We start from the raw sequence: 16,181 nt of genomic DNA, 5'->3' as shown, positions 1-16,181 counted from the left end.
CATGGCCGAACTCATCACCGCCGATTTCGTCGACCTCGATCTCCGCGGCAGTGACCGCGAGGAGGTCACCGCCGACCTCGCGAAGCGGCTGGCCGCGGCTGGCCGCGTCGGCGACCTCGACGGGTTCCTCGCCGACCTGCGCGAACGTGAGGCGCAGATGCCCACCGGCATCGAAGGCGGCATCGGCATCCCGCACGCAAGGTCGGTGCACGTCACCGAACCCACACTGGGTTTCGGGCGCAGCAAGTCCGGTGTGGACTTCGGCGCCTCGGACGGCCCGGCACACCTGATCTTCCTCATCGCGGCGCCCGAGGGCGGCGGCGACGAGCACCTCACCGTGCTCGGCGCGCTCGCCCGGCGCCTGATGCACCAGTCGTTCCGCCAGTCGCTGCTCGACGCCTCCGACGCGGAGTCCGTCGTGCGGCTCGTCCGCGAGGAGGTGTTCGGACAATGAAGTTCGTCGCCGTCACGTCGTGCCCCACCGGCATCGCGCACACCTATATGGCCGCAGAGGCCCTCGAACAGGCCGCGACGGCCGCCGGGCACGAGATCGCCGTCGAGACGCAGGGCTCGGCGGGCTCGGCCCCGCTGGGTGGCGACGACATCGCGGCCGCCGACGCGGTCGTGTTCGCCGCCGACGTCGACGTCCGCGACCGTGAGCGGTTCGCGGACAAGCCACAGGTCACGGCAGGTGTGAAGGCCGCGATCAACGACGCCGCCGCGCTCATCGACCAGGCCACGGCCGCCGCCCGGTCCGCCGCGGCGGCGCCGGCCGAGACCGGGACCGATGCCGAGACCGAGGCCGAGCCGGCAGGTGCGCCGGAATCGGCCTCGTCGGCAGCCGAACCGGAGAACGCGGTCGAGGCGCGCACCGGGGCGGGCACGCGGGTGCGTCAGTGGCTGATGACCGGCGTGAGCTACATGATCCCGTTCGTCGCGGCGGGCGGCATCCTCATCGCGATCGCGTTCCTGATCGGCGGTGCCGAGATCGCGGCCGTGGTGGACGGCGGAGACTTCCGCGGCGTGCACTACGACGGCATCTCCGACCCGGCCGACCTCCTCGGCGAGGCGGGGATCGCGGGCGTGCTGTTCAAAGTCGGCTCCACGGCGTTCGACATGCTCGTTCCGGTGCTGTCCGGGTTCATCGCGTTCGGCATGGCCGACCGGCCCGGCATCGCGCCGGGCATCGTCGGCGGGCTCCTGGCGAGCGCGATCGGCGCCGGGTTCCTCGGCGGCCTCGTGTCCGGTCTGCTGGCGGGTTTCGTCGTCATGGGGCTGAAGCGGATCAGGGTGCCGCGCGGTGTGGCCGGGGTGATGCCCGTCGTGGTGATCCCGCTCGTGGCGTGCTTCGTGGTGGGCCTGTTGATGCTCGTGGTCGTCGGCGAACCGATCGCCGCGGCGCAGAGCGGGATGACCGACTGGCTCGCCGGGCTCTCCGGCGGCACGGCGTGGCTGCTCGGCGGTCTGCTCGGCCTCATGATGGCCTTCGACACGGGCGGCCCGGTGAACAAGGTCGCCTACACGTTCGGCATCGCGGCACTGGCCAGCGGGGACACCGTGATCATGGCGGCGGTCATGGCGGCCGGGATGACACCCCCGCTGGGGCTGGCCCTCGCGACCGTCGTCCGTCGACGGTTGTTCACGCGCGCGGAGCGCGACGCGGGCAAGGCCGCCTGGCTGCTCGGGCTGTCGTTCATCACCGAGGGCGCCATCCCGTTCGCCGCGGCCGACCCGCTGCGCGTGATCCCGTCGTTGATGGCAGGCAGTGCCACGACCGGCGCCCTCGTCGTGGCGTTCGGCGCCACCTCGCCCGCACCCCACGGCGGGATCTGGGTACTCGGACTCGTCGGCTCGCCGCTGCTGTATCTCGTGGCCGTCGCCGCCGGCATGGTCGTCACCTGCGGCTGCCTCGTAGCGGCCAAGAGTTTCCTCGGCCGCCGCGAGCGGCCCGCCCGGCAGGACGCCCAGGCCGGGGCACCGGAACACGGACTCATCGGCGCCCAGCAGGGTTAGCCGCAACGGAAGGAGCACCCGATGGTGGAACGTCACGTGACCGTGGGCTCGGCGGTGGGCCTGCACGCCAGGCCCGCTGCCGTGTTCGCCAAGGCGGCGGCGAGCCAGCCGGTGCCCGTGACGATCGGCAAGGCCGATGCCGATCCGGTCGACGCGCGCAGCGTGCTGTCGGTGATCGGGCTCGGTGCCCGCAACGGCGACGAGGTCGTCCTGCGCGCCGACGGGCCCGACGCCGAGCGAGTCCTGGACGAACTCGCCGAGGTCGTCGCCACCGATCACGACGAGGCGTGAAGCGCGTGGGCCGGGTGGCGATCCGCCGCCCGGCCGATGCCGTCCCGACACCGGCCGACGCGGCGGCGCGCCGGTGCGGGCGGGTCCTGTCGGTGGTGGCGGGGCGGTGAGCGAGGATGACGGCCATGAACGCCGAGAACACCGCAGCACTGCCCGAGAATCCGGTCGCCTTCGACATCCGCCGTGACGGTCACATCGCCGAGGTCACCCTCCTCGGTCCCGCCAAGGGCAACGCGATGGGCCCGGATTTCTGGCGCGAGCTGCCGCTGGTCTTCCGCGCGCTCGACGCCGACCCCGAGGTACGGGCGATCGTGCTGGCAGGCAGCGGCAAGCACTTCTCGTACGGCCTCGACCTGAACGCGATGCTGCCCGGGTGGAGCGAGTTCCTCGCCGGGGACGCCCAGGCGGGTCCGCGCACTCGCTTCCTCGACGAGGTGCGCACGATGCAGGACGCCGTCAGCACGGTCGCCAAGTGCCGGACGCCGGTGATCGCCGCTGTGTCCGGCTGGTGCATCGGCGGCGGGGTCGACCTCATCGCGGGTGCCGACATTCGGCTGGCCAGCGCTGACGCACAGTTCAGCGTGCGGGAGGTCAAGGTCGCGATCGTCGCCGACATCGGCAGCCTGCAGCGCCTCGGCGCGATCATCGGGGAGGGGCACCTGCGGGAGCTCGCGCTCACCGGCAAGGACATCGACGCCGCACGCGCCGAGAAGATCGGTCTCGTCAACGACACCTACCCGGATCGGGACGCGCTGCTGGCCGCCGCCCGCGAGCTGGCCGCCGAGCTGGCGGCCAATCCTCCGCTGGTCGTGCGGGGGATCAAGGACGTACTGTCCATGGGCACCGAGCAGCAGGTCGACGCCGGGCTGCGGTACGTGTCCGCGTGGAACGCGGCGTTCCTGCCCAGCAAGGACCTCGGCGAGGCGGTGCAGGCGTTCCTGGAGAAGCGCCGGCCCCACTTCACCGGCGAATAGCGCCAGGCAGCAGGAAACGGCGAGCGAGGAGAAGCACGAACGTGAGCAACGAGGCCCACACCGCCCACTCGAGCGGGGACGGTCACGACGAGTTCCGGCGGGCCCGGGATTTCCTGGTGGCCCACAGGGAGGACTACGACACGGCCCGCGCGGAGTTCCGCTGGCCCGAGCTGACCGAGTTCAACTGGGCGCTCGACTGGTTCGACCGCGTGGCGGCCGATCCGGCCAACGCCGAGCGCTACGCACTGTGGATCGTCGAGGAGGACGGCACCGAGGGCCGGTGGACCTACCCGGAGCTGTCGCGGCGATCGAACCAGGTGGCGAACTGGCTGCGCGCCCAGGGCGTGCAGCGCGGGGACCGGCTGATCCTGATGCTCGGCAACCAGGTCGAGCTGTGGGAGACGATCCTCGCCGCGATCAAACTCGGTGCCGTGCTCATCCCGGCGACGACACTGCTGGGACCGGCCGACCTGCGGGACCGCGTCGATCGGGGAGAGGCGCGGCACGTCGTGGCGCGGTCGGTCGACGCGGAGAAGTTCGCCGACGTTCCCGGCGGTTACACACGCATCGCCGTCGGTGAGCCCGCGGGCGGTTGGCTGTCGTACACCGACGCCTACTCGGCCGACGACGCGTTCACCCCGGACGGGCCGACACAGGCGGCCGACCCGCTGCTGCTGTACTTCACCTCGGGCACGACGGCGAAGCCGAAGCTGGTGCAGCACACACACGTGTCGTACCCGGCGGGGCACCTGTCGACGATGTATTGGATCGGCCTCGAACCCGGCGACGTGCACCTGAACGTCGCGTCGCCGGGCTGGGCCAAGCACGCCTGGAGCAACGTGTTCGCGCCGTGGAACGCGGAGGCCACGGTGTTCCTGTACAACTACACGCGCTTCGACGCCGACGCCCTGCTGGCGCAGCTGGAGCGGTGCGGCGTCACGAGCTTCTGCGCTCCGCCGACGGTGTGGCGGATGCTCATCCAGGCGGACCTGAGCGCGTTGCCGACGCCGCCCACGAAGGTGGTCGGTGCGGGCGAGCCACTGAATCCTGAGGTCATCGAGCAGGTGCGGGCCGCGTGGGGAGTGACCATCCGCGACGGGTTCGGCCAGACCGAGACCACGGTGCAGATCGCCAACACACCGGGGCAGGAGGTCAAGCCGGGATCGATGGGCCGTGCGGTGCCGGGCTTCGACGTCGTGCTGGTCGACCCGGCCAGCGGAGAGCCGGCCACGGAGGGCGAGCTGTGCCTCGACCTGTCGCGGCGCCCGACCGGCCTGATGGTCGGGTACGCCGGCGACGAGGAGCGCACGGCCACGGCGTTCGCCGACGGCTACTACCACACCGGTGACGTCGGATCGATCGACGAGGACGGCTACATCACCTACGTCGGCCGTACCGACGACGTGTTCAAGGCCTCCGACTACCGCATCTCACCGTTCGAGTTGGAGAGCGTGCTGCTGGAACACGAGGCGGTCGCCGAGGCGGCCGTCGTGCCCGCTCCCGACCCGATCCGCCTGGCCGTGCCGAAGGCGTACGTCGTGCTGGCGTCGGGGCACGAGCCCGACGGTGCGACCGCGGAGAGCATCCTGGCGTTCTGCCGCGAGCACCTGGCGCCGTACAAGCGGGTGCGCAGGCTCGAATTCGGCGAGCTGCCGAAAACGATCTCCGGCAAGATCCGCAGGGTCGAGTTGCGTGGCAAGGAGAACGACGCCGCGGAGCGTCCGGCGGGGGAGTTCCGCGACGAGGATTTCCCGGGGTTGAAGGGCTGATCGGACGGGGACCGTCTGCCTGGAACGTCCATTATGGACCGAATTGGTGCCGGCGGGGTCGCCGCGCGGACGGGTGAACCGTGCGGCGGCCCGTTAACGCCGGGCCCGTCCCGGCCGATAACCAGAGTGATGAACGATAGTGAGCAAGGTACTGCCCGGACTTCCGACGCCTGGACTCCCGGCGCGCAGCGGGATGCAACGGCGTCCCCCCAGGCGCCCGCGCGCCGGGACACCACGACTCGGCAGCCGACGAGTGCGCCACCGACGACGCCTTGCACGGTCGTGTGGAGTCAGGGCAGGCCGTACGTGCTCGAGAACCCCACCGGCCGTCCGCGGTGGATGGGCATGGACCGGCACGGCCGGCCGCAGGCCCTCACCGGTGACGAACTGCGCCGCCGTGGCTGGAGCTACCACCGCTCCCGGTGACCGTCGTCGGATCCCTCGTCGCGCCACCGGTACCGCAGGGCCTGGTGGCCGAAACGCCCGTGAGCCCGGCCACCTCACCCCTGGCCGGCGACTCGATACGGTGAACGGGTGAACGAGTCTGCGGGGTCGGGGGAGAGCGCGGGCCGGGGAGCCCGCGACCAGTTCTCGGAAGAGAAGGTGGGCGCAGGGGGTACGGTGGGCCGCGAGGACGAGGGCGGCCAGCCTGTGACGACCGCGTCCTCCGGCACGGACGGGCCGTCCCTGCTGCGGCAGGCCGTCATGGCGCCGAACCTGCTGTCGATTCTGCGGTTGGCCGGCGTCCCGGTGTTCCTGTGGCTGCTGCTCGGCCCCCACGCCGACGGTTGGGCACTGGCGATCCTCGTGTTCAGCGGGCTGACCGACTGGCTCGACGGCAAACTCGCCCGCTGGCTGAATCAGATGAGCCGGCTGGGCCAGCTGCTCGACCCGGCGGCCGACCGGCTCTACATCGTCGCCACGCTCGTGGCGTTCCTGCTCCGCGACATCATCCCGTGGTGGGCCGTCGCCGTCCTGCTGCTGCGTGAGGCCGTCGCGGGGATCTGCCTGCTGGTGCTGCGGCACAACCGGTTCGAACCACCGGAGGTCACCTACGTCGGCAAGGGCGCCACGTTCGTCCTCATGTACGCCTTCCCGTTGTTGCTGCTGGTTCAGGGCGATTCGACCGCGGCCGCGGTCGCGGCTCCGCTCGCCTACGCCTTCACGATCTGGGGCGGCGTGCTCTACGTGTGGTCCGGTGCGCTCTACGCGGCGCAGACCCTGCTGGCCGTGACGCGCGACCGCCGTGACCGGAGGCGCGAGGCGGCGGGCTGAACGGCCGGAACGTGCCCGCCGGACGGCCGGCGGCGACGTCGGCCTGACGTGATCGCAGCGCCGTGCGACGATTCCCCTCGTTCGTGGCCACGCAGTGAGTGAAAGGGGAACGGCCTTGGCTGCACAGTCCACACCGGAGGAACTGCGCTACACCGAGGACCACGAATGGGTCGCCGAACGCGACGAGGGCGTCGTGCGGGTGGGCATCACCGAGTACGCCCAGGACCAGCTGGGCGACGTGGTGTTCGTCGACCTGCCGGAGCCCGGCGCCGAGGTGACGGCGGGGGACACGTTCGGCGAGGTCGAGTCGACCAAGAGCGTGTCCGAGATCTACGCGCCCCTGGACGGCGAGGTCATCGCCGTCAACGACGCGGTCACTGCGACCCCGGAGCTGATCAACGGCGACCCCTACGGCGAAGGCTGGCTCGTCGAACTCCGCGTCGCCGATCCGGCGACCCTGGAGGGGTTGCTCGATGCCGAGGCATACCAGCGCCTGACCGGGAGTTGATCGGGGAGCCCGGGCATTGCGCGCGGCCGCCCGCGCGGTACGTTGAGGCGCACCAGGTTTCATGGCCGCCTGCGGTTTCGCGACCACGGGCGGTGAGAAGGCCAAGTGACACACTGTCAGTGCGTAAGGAGAGCTCAGGTGAGCACGAACGACGGGCCCGAGATTCCCCCGGAGGGAGCTCCGGAGAGGACCTCCGTGTTCCGGGCGGACTTCCTGTCGGAAGGGGAAGGGCAGGAGGCGCCGGCGGTCGAGCCGCAGGAGGCCGGCGTTGACGCGCTGCCCGCGGGCTCGGCGTTGCTGGTGGTCAAGCGGGGCCCGAACGCGGGTTCGCGATTCCTGCTCGACCGCGACACGACGAGCGCGGGCCGGCACCCCGACAGCGATATCTTCCTCGACGACGTCACGGTCTCGCGGCGGCACGCGGAGTTCCGCCGCGAAGGCGGGTCGTTCGTCGTGATCGACGTCGGCAGCCTCAACGGCACGTACGTCAACCGCGAGCCGGTCGACCAGGCCGTCCTGGCGGGCGGCGACGAAGTGCAGATCGGCAAGTTCCGTCTGGTGTTCCTGACCGGAGGCCAGGGGGCGCAGTGACGGCTGCCGGACGGCAACCACGCGAGGGTTTGAGCATCGGGGCCGTGCTGGCGCAACTGCGCAAGGATTTCCCCGGGGTGACGATCTCGAAGATCAGGTTTCTCGAATCCGAGGGCCTGGTCCGGCCTGCTCGCACGCCGTCCGGCTACCGTCAGTTCACGAGCGCCGACGTGGAGCGGCTCCGGTTCGTGCTGACGGCCCAGCGAGATCATTACCTCCCGCTGAAGGTCATCAAGGAGCAGCTCGAGGCGGCGGATCGCGGCGCGGCCGCGGGGCGCGAACCGACTCCCGATCCGGGGTCGCGGCCCGCGCGGCGGCTGGTTCCGCTCGACGCTCCGGACACCGGTGTGCCCGCGCCGACGGCGGACGACTTCGCCGGCGACGCCACGGCCCGGTTGTCCTCGGAGGAGCTACTGGCCGAGGCGGAGATCGACGAGGCACTGCTGGCCGAACTCGTCCAGTACGGCCTGATCCGGCCGGGTGCCGGCGGGTTCTACGACGCCGACGCCGTGACGATCGCGAAGACGGTCACCGCGATGGGGGCGTTCGGTATCGAACCGCGGCACCTGCGGGCGTTGCGGGTCTCGGCCGACCGTGAGGTCGGGCTCCTCGAGCAGGTTGCGGCGCCCGTATACCGGCACCGCGACGAGGGCGCCAGGGAACGCGGGGACGAGCTCGTCCGCGAACTGGCGGCCCTGTCGGTCACGCTGCACACCCTCCTCGTGAAGGCGGGCATCCGGGGGCTGACCCACGGGTGAGCGCGCGGCCGACCGGGGATCGGCATTCGGCGGTCTCCGGGCGCTCGGACGGAGCAGTGCGGCGGTCACAGCTGCAGAAGCCGGGTGGCGAAACTTCGGTGTAGCGCCCGGGATGACGTACGGTTGAGGGCGGGCTCGAAGAGACCGGGCCGGCGAGAGTGAGAAGCGAGCACAGCGCACCGATGGCGGGTAGCGTCGGCGGTGTCCGCGTGGAACCCGCGTGGGCCGGCCGAACGGCTGATCCACCGCGAAGCGCTGCAGCCCGCGCGCAGAGAGGGAGGCGAAGCCCGATGAGCGAGATGCGCGTCGTCGGCGTCCGGGTCGAGCTGCCCGCGAACCAGCCGATCTTGTTGCTGCGGGAGACGGAAGGCGAGCGGTACCTGCCGATCTGGATCGGCTCGGTGGAGGCGACCGCGATCGCCTTGGAACAGCAAGGCGTGCGGCCGGCCCGTCCGCTGACTCACGATCTGCTCAAGGACGTCATCGGCGGCCTCGGCCGCGAGCTCGAACAGGTGATCATCACCGATCTGCAGGAGAGCACCTTCTTCGCCGAGCTCGTGTTCGACGGGGACGTGCGGGTATCGGCGCGGCCCAGTGACTCGGTTGCGCTCGCCCTCCGCATGGGGGTGCCGATCCACGCGGAAGAGGGCGTGCTCGACGAAGCCGGCCTGATCATCCCGGACGAGCAGGAGGACGAGGTCGAGAAGTTCCGCGAGTTCCTCGACTCCGTGTCGCCGGAGGACTTCCGCGGCGCCGACACATAGCCGCCGTCACTCCGCGCGGACGGCCCGGTCGAACAGGTCGGCCAGTTCGCGGCCGCAGGCGTCCAGATCGAGCGAGGGTTGCTGGCGGAGCCGGAGGACGACGCCGTCGATCGCCTGGCGCATGGTGAGCGCCATGATCTGTGGATCGCACTCGCGGAACACCCCATGGCGGGTGCCTTGCGCGAGTTGCCGTTCGAACCTGCCCACCCGGATCGCGTGTACGACCTGAGCGGAGACGTCGGCGTCGTCGGCGGTGGCGGCGTGGGTGCCGATCTCGACGAGTGCGGTCGATTCCTGCGGATGCGTCGCGAGGAAGGCGACCTCGGCCCGGAGCTGGCCGAGCAGCAGCCGGCGGAGGTCCTGTTCGCCGGCGAGGCGTTCGACGACGAACGTGTCCTGCCGGTCGACGATGGTTCCGAGCGTCGCCTGGACGAGATCACTCTTGCCGGCGAAGTGGTAGGAGACCATTCGCGTGCTGGACAGTCCCGCCCGTTCGACGATCCGGGCGAACGAGGTCTTCACGTAGCCCAGTTCGGCGATGGCCGAGATCGTGGCATCGATGATCTGCCTGCGGCGGACGTCTTCGGTGAGGGTGAGTCCGGTGCCTGCGCCGAACTCGGTGAGTTCGGTGTCGGACAGCTCGAGGTCCGGGTGTCCGTCGGACGACGCGTTTACCTGCATGAGTAATAGTTTACTCATGTGAGTAAAACATGGCAACCGCGTAATCGGGTCGAGATGTCGTCACGGTGCCCGCGCGTCGCGTTGACCGCCCCGTGGGGCAGGCATACCGTTCGAAGAGCGACGAAACGCGCCGTGGCCGGCGACCGGGCCGCACGGGCGTAGGTCGTACCGGTCGGCCCGCCCGGGTCGGCGGTCTTGTTTCGTCGGCCGCGCGGCCGGACGAGAGGAGGCATGCGTGGTCGACGACAGTCCGATCAGGGGCATCGACGGTGGCGAGCAGGGGGCGTTGTTTCCCGACGACTCACTGCCGGATGAGCTGGTCGGCTACCGCGGCCCAGCGGCCTGTCAGATCGCCGGAATCACCTATCGCCAGCTGGACTACTGGGCGCGCACCAAGCTGATCGCGCCCAGTATCCGCACGGCGCACGGTTCGGGGTCGCAGCGGCTGTACTCGTTCAAGGACCTGCTGGTCCTGAAGATCATCAAGCGGCTGCTCGACACGGGTATCTCCCTGCAGAACATCCGGGTCGCGGTCGATCACCTGCGGGGCAGGGGAGTGCGTGACCTGGCCAGGGTGACGCTGTTCTCCGACGGGACGACCGTCTACGAATGCACCTCACCGGAGGAGATCGTCGATCTGCTGCAGGGTGGACAGGGCGTGTTCGGCATCGCCGTCAGTGGTGCGATGCAGGAGATCAGTGGTTCGCTGCACGAGTTCCCCGCGGAGCGGGCCGACGGCGGCGAGTTGGACACGCCGGTGGCCGACGAGCTGACCCAGCGGCGTAACGCCCGCCGTACCGGCTGAGCGACACCCCGACCACGACTTCCGAACACGCGACTCTCGGACATCCAGCGCCCGGACACTCACCGAGTGTGCGGGTGTAGTTGTGTGCGGGGCGGTCGCACCGGTCATTGTATAACGTCCTATACGGCTCGTCTTTCGTGGCCGGCCCACTGCTCCTCGCCGTCGCTCGGATAAGCCGGCAGAACCGCACGGAGGTGCGGGAGCCGGCCCGCGAGCCCGCCCCGTGAGCTCGCGTCAGCCGGTGAACCCGGCCTCGGCGAATCGCTTCTGCTGTTCCGGCGAGGTCAGGTGCGCACGGAACGACTGCGCGGCCCGCTGCTGCACCGTGTCCACGCCGTTGCCGGCGAGGCTGACGTAGGTGAACGTGCCGTCCGGTCCGGAGGCGATCTTCTCCGGGGACGCGCCGATCCGGTCGGGTTGGTCCGAGGCGAGGCGGTCCGACCACTTCGTGTCGTCCATGATCCACGCGGCGGGCGTGCCACGGGTGCGATCGCCGGTCAGGTCGGTGAACACCTCCGACGAGGTACCCGGCTGCACCTTGACGGTGACGCAGTGGCCGTGGACCACGGTTTCCTCGTCGTTCCACGCTTTGGCGGCCTGCCGGACGGGGTCGGCCACGGCCGGGGCGGTGGCCACCCGCAGTGTGGACTCGCCTTCCTCGCACGCCGCGGCCTGAGCCTCGGCACGGTTCGACAGGACGCCGTCGGCCCAGTTCCAGCCGAAGATTCCGGCCACGATGAGCACGACGAGGACACCGCAGGCCACCGGCCACGCCGCAATCCTCCGCTTGGGCTTCTTGTCCACTGCGCGATGGCTGCCCGTGGACGTGACCGTGCCGTGTCTGCCGGTCGACGTGACAGCCCTGCGACCGCCCGTGGCGCTGACGGCGCTGTGGCGGCCCGTCGCGGTGACCCGCCGACGGCCGCCGGTCGACGTCACCGTGTCGCGGTCGTCCGACGTCGCGGACGACGGCGCGGCGGCCGGGGTCGTGTTGGCCGGGGTCGTGTTGGCCGGAGTCGGGTTGGCCGGCGCCGTGCCGGGCGAGGGCGCGCCGGATGTTCGCGTGGTATCCGGCTGGGCCGTCGTCGCGCTGCCGGCTCCGGCGGGCGAGTCGGTGACCGCCGGGCGGCCGGCGTCGTGGACGTGCGGGCGGTCCGGGCGCGGACGCGGCCGCGGGGGCCTGCCTGCCGCCGCGGGACGAGTCGCCGCGTCCTCGGCGGGACCTGTGCCGCCGGACGGCCCCGCGGCAGGGACGGGATCGATACGCGTGGTCAGTTCGGCCGCGCTCTCGTCGCCGGTGTGGGCCTGTGCCACCGGGTGCATCGCCGGTGAGGTGGACAGGACGTCGTCCGGGGCCGGTGAGTAGCCGGGCGCGCTGCGGTACGCCGCCGGCGGCGTCGTCGTGTCGCGGAACCAGTCGTCCGGCGAGCCGCCTGTACGTGCGCCGCCGATCGCCTGTCTGGCCTTGCGCAGCGGATCAGGCTGCCCGGGAGCCGGGTCCTCGGCTCGGTAGTGCCGCCCCATTCGCGTCCTCTCACCTGCACGGAGTGCTGATCACACTCTGTCGACGTGACAAAAACGTAACCACCCTAACAGCCCAGCCCGCTGGATCACTGTGATTCGGATCCGACTTCCGTCGCCGAAAGCAACCCGCGGTAGAGGGTGATCAACCGTTCGCGTAGCGGAGCCGCGCGCCGGGCGAACGCGGCCTGCTGCCGTGCGTACTCCGCCCGGCCCGCCGGGGTCTCGATGCGCACGGGGGAGTAGCCGAGTGCCGACAGGTCGTACGGACTCGCGCGCATGTCGAGTACGCGGATGTCGGCTGCCAGTTCGAAGCAGTCGCCGAGCAGTTCGGACGGTACGAGCGGACCGAGCTTGTAAGCCCATTTGTACAGGTCCATACCGACGTGCAGGCACCCAGGTTGATCGAGCTCACGCTGCGTCTCGCGGGTCGGCTGCAGCGTGTTCAGCGGCCGTGCCGGTTCGGTGAAGAACCGGAAGGCGTCGAAGTGGCCGCAGCGGATGTCGAGGCTTTCGACGACGTCGTCCGTACCTTCGGAGCCCAGCCGCAGCGGTAACTGAGCGTGTCGGACCTGATCGACCGGGTGCTGATACACCATCGCCCATTCGTGGAGCCCGAAGCAGTTGAGCCGGGCCGGTCGTGCGGCCGTCGCCTCCAACAGCGAGACGACGTAGCGCGCCATGCGTGCCCGCTTGGGCGGCAGTACCGGATCGGCGTGGACGCCGTCGCCGGTGGCGACGTACCCGGTGCGGTCGAGGAACCGGCGGGAGCCCTCGCCGGTGAGCAGTACGCCGGGTCCCGGCTGCCACCGTTCCAACTGCGAGGGCGGCAGCGAGTAGTACGTGAACAGGAAGTCCAGCACCGGATGCTTCTCGCCGCGGGACCGCCGTGCCTGGTGCGGCCCGGTCCACGGCCGCATTCGGGCGGCGTGCGCCTCCTCCATGGCACGCCACTCCGACTCGGTGAGCATCGTGTCAGGTGACATGCGTGCCGTCCCGCACCGTGCCGACGTACTCCTCGACCAGATCCTCCAGCGCCGCCACTCCGACCACCGCGCCGCTGTCGTCGGTGGCCGTGGCCAGGTGGCTGCCCTCCCGGCGCATCGCCGACAGGGCCGTGTCGAGGCGCGCGTGCACCGGCAGCTCGGTCAGCCGCCGGATCTTGTCCGCTGGAACGTGTGCGCCCGGGTCGTCGCCGAGGTGGGCGAGCATGTCCTTGACGTGCAGGTATCCGACGAGCTCGCCGTCGTCGGCGCGGAGCGGGTAGCGGGAGAACCCGGTGGCCGACACGGCTGCCTCGACGTCGCCGAGCGTGGGGTGGTCCGGCACGGTGCGCAGCTCGGACATCGGCACGACGATGTCGGCGACCGTCTTGTCGGCCGACGAGAGCGTCTGTGACAGGCGCCGGTGCTCGGCGTGCTCGATGAGCCCCTCCCTGCGCGACTCGCTGAGCAGCGCCGCCAGCTCGTCGGAGGTGTAGCCGGTGTCGACCTCGTCCTTCGGCTCGACCCGCATCAGCCGGAGTGCGCCGTTGGCGATGCCGTTGAGCAACCAGAGGAACGGGTGCACCACCCGGACCCACGCCACGTGCACGGGCACGAGCCACAGCGCCATTCGCTCCGGCTCGGCGATCGCGATGTTCTTCGGCACCATCTCGCCGACCAGCACGTGCAGCAGGGTGATGGCCACGAGTGTGACGACGAAGGCGACGGCGTGGACCACGTACGCGGGCAGGGGCACACCGAGCGCGTTGACGGCGGCCTCGAGCCGGTGCGCCACCGCCGGTTCGCCGAACTGGAGCAGCAGCAGCGAGCACACCGTGATGCCCAGCTGGGCGCCGGCGAGCATCAGCGACACGTTCTGGCCCGCCTTGATGACGATTTTCGCGCGGCTCTTGCCCGCTTCCAACAGCGCTTCGAGGCGGTCGCGGCGGGAGGAGATGAGCGCGAACTCGGCGCCGACGAAGAACGCGTTCAACCCCAGCAGGACGGCGATCAGCGAGATGGCGACCCAGTCGTTCACGCGGGCACCTCCCGTCGCTCGACGCGGACCTCGGCGATGCGGTGCCGGTCCATCTCCGTGACGGTGAGCCGCCAGCCGTCGATGTCCACCGCGTCGCCGGCGTCGGGGATGCGGCCGAGCCGTTCGAGGATCAGGCCTGCGATCGTCTCGTAGTCGCCGTCGGGCATGGCGAACCCGGTGATGTCGGCGACCTCGTCACCGCGCAGCTGTCCGGAGACCGCCCAGCTGTCGGCGCCGATCTGCTGTGAGGCCGGCTCCTCGCGGTCGTCGTGTTCGTCCCGTACGTCGCCGATGATCTCCTCGACCACGTCTTCGAGGGTGACGAGTCCTGCGCTGCCACCGTATTCGTCGACCACGATCGCGAGCTGGAACCGGGAGGCACGGAGCCGGTCGAGCAACGCGTCCCCCGGCAGCGACTCGGGTACCGTCGGGACGGGGCGCATCACCGAGCCGATCGGCACCGTGCGGCGTTCGTCGGCGCGGACCGTGAACGCCTGTTTGATGTGCACGGCGCCCTGGACGTCGTCGAGGTCCTCGCGGTACACGGGGAAGCGGGACAGTCCGGTGCTGCGCGAGAGGTCGACGAGGTCGGCGACCGCGTCGTCGACGTGCAGCGACTGGACGCGCACGCGCGGGGTCATCAGTTCGGCCGCGGTGCGCTCGCCGAACCGCAGCGACCGGTCGAGCAGCTGGGCCGTCGCGACGTCGAGGGTGCCGCTGGCTGCGCTCGTGCGCACGATCGAGCCCAGCTCCTGGGGTGAACGCGCCGACCGCAACTCCTCCTGCGGTTCGATGCCGAGCTTGCGGACGACGACGTTGGCGCTGTTGTTCATGAGCGTGATCAGCCAGCGGAACAGCGCAGAGAACCGGGAGTGATATCCGGCCACCGCTCGCGCCGTCTTCAGCGGCAGCGAGACGGCGAGGTTCTTCGGCACCATCTCGCCGATGACCATGGACAACACGGTGGCGAGCAGCATCGACAGCACCAGGGAGGCACCGCGCGCACCGCTGTCGGGCAGGCCGAGGCCCGTCAGCGCGGGCCGGAGGACCTTGCCCAGCAGGGGCTCGGCGACGTAGCCGGTGAGCAGAGTCGTCAGCGTGATCGCGACCTGGGCGCCGGACAGTTGGAACGACAGGGTCCGGTGCGCCTTGAGGACGGTCTTCGACCGGCGGTCGCCGACCTGGCGGACGTTGGCCTCGATGGTGCTGCGTTCGAGCGTGGTCAGGGAGAACTCCGCGGCCACCGCGAGCCCGGTGCCGACGGTCAGCAGCACGACGACCAGCAGGCCCCCGATGGTGAGCAGGACGTCCATCAGACTGCGCCGCCCTGGTCCTGATGATCGGGGCGGGAGAGGGGAGACATCGGTGAGCCGGGTCTGTCACCCGGCCGAATACTGTCTCCCGGTGACTGCGCATCGCGCACGAACGACGTCAACTCCTCGGGGAACACGGACCGTCAGGGAACAGGGGTATCCTAACCAGGACAAACGGTGGCGACGGCGGCGGAGTTCCCGAACCGGGCGGGCCTGCGCCGTGCCGCGCCGACGGGCGGGTTCAGTCGCTCCGGTGGCGGCGGACGCTGTCCTCGACGACGTCCAGGACGGGTTCCAGGTCGTCGGCGGGCAGGCCCATGGCGAGGTGGGAGACCAGGCCCTCGAGGACGAGCTGCAGGTACTCGGCGAGGACGTCGACCCCGATGTCGTCGCGCAGGTTGCCGGACCGGCGCTGCCATTCGAGCCGTTTGCGGGTGGCGATGGTCAGCTGCTGCGAGTGCTCGGCCCAGCGGCCGCGGAACTCCGGATCGGTTCGCAGCCTGCGGGAGACCTCGAGACGGGTGCCGAGCCAGTCGGCGGGATGTTCGGAGTCGCCGGCCAGCAGGTCGCGCATCACCTGGACGAGACCCTGCTGGGCGACGACGTCGGCCATGCGGGAGGCGTCGTCCTCTGCCAGCGCGAGGAACAGCGACTCCTTGTCGCGGAAGTGGTGGAAGATGGCGCCGCGTGACAGGCCGGTCGCCTCTTCGAGCCTGCGGACGGTGGCACCCTCGTAGCCGAATCGTCCGAAACACAGGCGTGCCCCGTCGAGGATCTGGCGCCGACGCGCCTCGAGGTGGTCCTGGCTGACCCGTGGCATTCATCGATCTTGACACCGGGCGGGGATCGGATGCAAACCGTACGTACGTACTGGGAGGGTGGGTCGACCCCGCGCC

17 protein-coding genes are annotated in these 16,181 nt (G+C 70.6%); 11 read left to right on the top strand and 6 right to left on the bottom strand.

Annotated features, from left to right (window positions below):
• Nucleotide 1: 1 nt before the first annotated feature.
• The 10 genes from LY40_RS02545 (at nucleotide 2) to LY40_RS02500 (ending at nucleotide 8,943) form a co-directional block, all read left to right on the top strand.
• Nucleotides 2–454, top strand: coding sequence for a PTS sugar transporter subunit IIA (locus LY40_RS02545; protein ID WP_183785801.1), 453 nt, complete (start codon nucleotides 2–4; stop codon nucleotides 452–454).
• On the top strand, nucleotides 451–2,013 hold the full coding sequence (locus LY40_RS02540; protein ID WP_258935821.1) for a PTS fructose transporter subunit IIC: 1,563 nt from the start codon (nucleotides 451–453) through the stop codon (nucleotides 2,011–2,013). The genes LY40_RS02545 and LY40_RS02540 overlap by 4 nt, the downstream gene beginning before the upstream one ends.
• Before the next feature lie 21 nt (nucleotides 2,014–2,034).
• Nucleotides 2,035–2,304, top strand: a complete 270-nt coding sequence (locus LY40_RS02535; RefSeq protein WP_258935820.1) for an HPr family phosphocarrier protein — start codon at nucleotides 2,035–2,037, stop codon at nucleotides 2,302–2,304.
• A gap of 125 nt (nucleotides 2,305–2,429) precedes the next feature.
• A complete protein-coding gene (locus tag LY40_RS02530) occupies nucleotides 2,430–3,278 on the top strand; it encodes a crotonase/enoyl-CoA hydratase family protein (RefSeq protein WP_258935819.1) in 849 nt (282 codons plus the stop codon).
• 41 nt (nucleotides 3,279–3,319) lie between these two features.
• Complete coding sequence (locus tag LY40_RS02525) at nucleotides 3,320–5,047, top strand: AMP-binding protein (RefSeq protein WP_258935818.1); 1,728 nt, start codon at nucleotides 3,320–3,322, stop codon at nucleotides 5,045–5,047.
• A gap of 705 nt (nucleotides 5,048–5,752) precedes the next feature.
• Nucleotides 5,753–6,322 (top strand): cardiolipin synthase ClsA, encoded by a 570-nt coding sequence (clsA, locus tag LY40_RS02520; RefSeq protein ID WP_183786377.1) that lies wholly within the window; start codon nucleotides 5,753–5,755, stop codon nucleotides 6,320–6,322.
• Between the two features lie 115 nt (nucleotides 6,323–6,437).
• Nucleotides 6,438–6,830, top strand: a complete 393-nt coding sequence (gcvH, locus tag LY40_RS02515; protein ID WP_228726480.1) for a glycine cleavage system protein GcvH — start codon at nucleotides 6,438–6,440, stop codon at nucleotides 6,828–6,830.
• Between the two features lie 138 nt (nucleotides 6,831–6,968).
• The gene (garA, locus tag LY40_RS02510; protein ID WP_183785793.1) at nucleotides 6,969–7,421 is read left to right on the top strand and encodes a glycogen accumulation regulator GarA; all 453 of its coding nucleotides are present in this window, start codon (nucleotides 6,969–6,971) and stop codon (nucleotides 7,419–7,421) included.
• Nucleotides 7,418–8,179, top strand: a complete 762-nt coding sequence (gene ftsR, locus LY40_RS02505) for a transcriptional regulator FtsR (protein WP_258935817.1) — start codon at nucleotides 7,418–7,420, stop codon at nucleotides 8,177–8,179. Before garA ends, ftsR begins: the two co-directional genes overlap by 4 nt.
• Nucleotides 8,180–8,469: 290 nt before the next feature.
• The gene (locus tag LY40_RS02500) at nucleotides 8,470–8,943 is read left to right on the top strand and encodes a bifunctional nuclease family protein (protein ID WP_183785789.1); all 474 of its coding nucleotides are present in this window, start codon (nucleotides 8,470–8,472) and stop codon (nucleotides 8,941–8,943) included.
• A gap of 6 nt (nucleotides 8,944–8,949) precedes the next feature.
• Here LY40_RS02500 and LY40_RS02495 read toward each other — a convergent pair whose 3' ends face one another.
• A complete protein-coding gene (locus LY40_RS02495) occupies nucleotides 8,950–9,624 on the bottom strand; it encodes a TetR/AcrR family transcriptional regulator (protein ID WP_258935816.1) in 675 nt (224 codons plus the stop codon).
• 235 nt (nucleotides 9,625–9,859) lie between these two features.
• On the opposite strand from LY40_RS02495, the gene LY40_RS02490 reads away from it, so the two are divergent.
• Nucleotides 9,860–10,429 carry a MerR family transcriptional regulator gene (locus LY40_RS02490; RefSeq protein ID WP_183785785.1) on the top strand — a complete coding sequence of 190 codons (570 nt, stop codon included), beginning with the start codon at nucleotides 9,860–9,862 and terminating at the stop codon, nucleotides 10,427–10,429.
• Nucleotides 10,430–10,663: 234 nt separating this feature from the next.
• Here LY40_RS02490 and LY40_RS02485 read toward each other — a convergent pair whose 3' ends face one another.
• The 5 genes from LY40_RS02485 to LY40_RS02465 form a co-directional block, all read right to left on the bottom strand.
• The gene (locus tag LY40_RS02485; RefSeq protein WP_258935815.1) at nucleotides 10,664–11,953 is read right to left on the bottom strand and encodes a substrate-binding domain-containing protein; all 1,290 of its coding nucleotides are present in this window, start codon (nucleotides 11,951–11,953) and stop codon (nucleotides 10,664–10,666) included.
• An 86-nt stretch (nucleotides 11,954–12,039) separates the two neighbouring features.
• Entirely contained in the window at nucleotides 12,040–12,936 is an 897-nt protein-coding gene (locus tag LY40_RS02480; RefSeq protein ID WP_258935814.1) for a 3-methyladenine DNA glycosylase, read from the bottom strand.
• Nucleotides 12,926–13,972, bottom strand: coding sequence for a hemolysin family protein (locus tag LY40_RS02475; RefSeq protein ID WP_258935813.1), 1,047 nt, complete (start codon nucleotides 13,970–13,972; stop codon nucleotides 12,926–12,928). Before LY40_RS02475 ends, LY40_RS02480 begins: the two co-directional genes overlap by 11 nt.
• Nucleotides 13,969–15,285 carry a hemolysin family protein gene (locus tag LY40_RS02470; protein ID WP_183785779.1) on the bottom strand — a complete coding sequence of 439 codons (1,317 nt, stop codon included), beginning with the start codon at nucleotides 15,283–15,285 and terminating at the stop codon, nucleotides 13,969–13,971. Before LY40_RS02470 ends, LY40_RS02475 begins: the two co-directional genes overlap by 4 nt.
• Nucleotides 15,286–15,526: 241 nt before the next feature.
• Nucleotides 15,527–16,105 carry a TetR/AcrR family transcriptional regulator gene (locus LY40_RS02465; protein ID WP_183785777.1) on the bottom strand — a complete coding sequence of 193 codons (579 nt, stop codon included), beginning with the start codon at nucleotides 16,103–16,105 and terminating at the stop codon, nucleotides 15,527–15,529.
• Nucleotides 16,106–16,181: the final 76 nt, after the last annotated feature.

The organism is Prauserella salsuginis, assembly GCF_024648885.1.
GTDB lineage: Bacteria > Actinomycetota > Actinomycetes > Mycobacteriales > Pseudonocardiaceae > Prauserella > Prauserella salsuginis.
Note: the sequence above shows the minus strand (reverse complement) of the source record. Positions and strands in the feature narration are given on the sequence as shown.

Coding starts and splice junctions, on each gene's coding strand:
- LY40_RS02545 (WP_183785801.1), top strand. CDS start 2: ATGGCCGAACTCATCACCGCCGATTTCGTCGACCTCGATCTCCGCGGC.
- LY40_RS02540 (WP_258935821.1), top strand. CDS start 451: ATGAAGTTCGTCGCCGTCACGTCGTGCCCCACCGGCATCGCGCACACC.
- LY40_RS02535 (WP_258935820.1), top strand. CDS start 2,035: ATGGTGGAACGTCACGTGACCGTGGGCTCGGCGGTGGGCCTGCACGCC.
- LY40_RS02530 (WP_258935819.1), top strand. CDS start 2,430: ATGAACGCCGAGAACACCGCAGCACTGCCCGAGAATCCGGTCGCCTTC.
- clsA (WP_183786377.1), top strand. CDS start 5,753: ATGGCGCCGAACCTGCTGTCGATTCTGCGGTTGGCCGGCGTCCCGGTG.
- LY40_RS02500 (WP_183785789.1), top strand. CDS start 8,470: ATGAGCGAGATGCGCGTCGTCGGCGTCCGGGTCGAGCTGCCCGCGAAC.
- LY40_RS02495 (WP_258935816.1), bottom strand. CDS start 9,624: ATGCAGGTAAACGCGTCGTCCGACGGACACCCGGACCTCGAGCTGTCC.
- LY40_RS02485 (WP_258935815.1), bottom strand. CDS start 11,953: ATGGGGCGGCACTACCGAGCCGAGGACCCGGCTCCCGGGCAGCCTGAT.
- LY40_RS02480 (WP_258935814.1), bottom strand. CDS start 12,936: ATGTCACCTGACACGATGCTCACCGAGTCGGAGTGGCGTGCCATGGAG.
- LY40_RS02470 (WP_183785779.1), bottom strand. CDS start 15,285: ATGGACGTCCTGCTCACCATCGGGGGCCTGCTGGTCGTCGTGCTGCTG.
- LY40_RS02465 (WP_183785777.1), bottom strand. CDS start 16,105: ATGCCACGGGTCAGCCAGGACCACCTCGAGGCGCGTCGGCGCCAGATC.